Source organism: Rhodococcus sp. R1101 (assembly GCF_000278445.1).
Lineage (GTDB): Bacteria > Actinomycetota > Actinomycetes > Mycobacteriales > Mycobacteriaceae > Rhodococcus > Rhodococcus gordoniae.
On the sequence record NZ_AJVB01000731.1, the window covers coordinates 1 to 1,288 of the forward strand.

2 protein-coding genes and 1 pseudogene are annotated in these 1,288 nt (G+C 68.2%); 1 reads left to right on the top strand and 2 read right to left on the bottom strand.

Annotation, left to right across the window (positions count from 1 at the left end):
• A partial coding sequence (locus R1101_RS31240) for a PucR family transcriptional regulator (protein WP_232284823.1) occupies nucleotides 1–371 on the bottom strand: 371 nt, incomplete at its 3' end.
• 31 nt (nucleotides 372–402) lie between these two features.
• Nucleotides 403–909: pseudogene (locus R1101_RS31460) on the bottom strand (PucR family transcriptional regulator); the annotation flags it as partial.
• A 48-nt stretch (nucleotides 910–957) separates the two neighbouring features.
• On the opposite strand from R1101_RS31460, the gene R1101_RS31250 reads away from it, so the two are divergent.
• Nucleotides 958–1,288, top strand: a 331-nt coding sequence (locus R1101_RS31250) for a hypothetical protein (RefSeq protein WP_232284824.1), incomplete at its 3' end; no start/stop codon positions are given.

The window sequence follows — 1,288 nt, forward strand, 5'->3', positions numbered from 1 at the left end:
TCTCTGGCTTTGACGGCCAGCCACCACTCCGTGCGGGTGTGAACGGAGTCGAGGTCACGACGGGTGAGTTCGGTGATGCGCGTAAGGCGGTTGCGCAGCGTGTGCCGGTGGATGCCGAGTGCCGCTGCGGCGCTCTCGGCCTGGCCGTTGTGCTCGAGGTACACGGCGAGGGTCTCGATCAGGCGCCCACCCGATCCGTGCTCGGCGTCGTAGGCATCGAGCGCCTCCAGGCCGGTATAGGCGATGGCGCGCAATGCATCCGGATCCTGCATGCCGAGCAACACCGAGAACGTACCCAGTTCGGCGAATACCACCGGACCCCCGCTGTCGCCCCGGACCTGCCCGAACAGCCGAAAAAGACTGCTGAACACTACTGCTCACATCCGCGACATCACATGCCCCGCCCAACCCACACCGGACCGGACGGCCGAGCTGCGCGCACACCCGCTCCTGTACCCGAGTGGCGATCTCACGTGCCCGATCTGCCGGGAGAACGACCATCACATCCGCATCGGCAGGGGCAGACAGATAGGGAATTCCCTCGGCCGCCAGGGCAGCACCGATCTGCCGTTCCGCGGCCAACAGTGGCCCGATGTCGGTGAATACGGCGACCGCGACGGTATCGGTCGGTTCGAATCCGAAGTACCGGAGCAACCCGGCGTCCATGCGGTCGGGGGCGTCGACGAGCGTCCGGGTGACCACCGCACGTAGCCGCTGTTCTGCGCTCTGCACCTTCGCGGGCTTACCGAGCTCGATGGAGATCAGGGACACCGCGTGGGCGAGGAGCAATCGGTCGGCCGGACGGAGCGGTTCCGCGGTGCCGACTGCCAGGTATCCGTGGAGATCCTGGGCGGTCGCGATGCTCTGGACGGTGTAGTGCCCGTCTGCATCGGCCGACACCTTGCTCATCTGCCGGCGCCGCGGCGATCGCGTCGCCGACTCCGACACTCCGCGGGCATGCCGGACCACCCGGGTCGTGTCGGACCCGTACTCGGCGAGCACGCGATCGTCGACGTCGACGACGGCAGCCGCTCCCGCGAGAGCCTGACCGAGCGCGGTCACGACCGCCGGGACCCCGCCGCGCAGTGTGGCCCGGACCAACCGTTCCTGTTGATCGACGACCCGCTGCACCGCCCGGACCTGATCGGCGGTCAACTCGTCGATGACCGCTCGGGTGATGGCAATGAACGGCGTCGATGCGGGCACGGCCAGGACCGGGAACCCGAGTGCATCACCTGCGGTGCGAAGACTGTCGGGCACGCGGTCGAACCGGGTGCCCGTGTCGAAC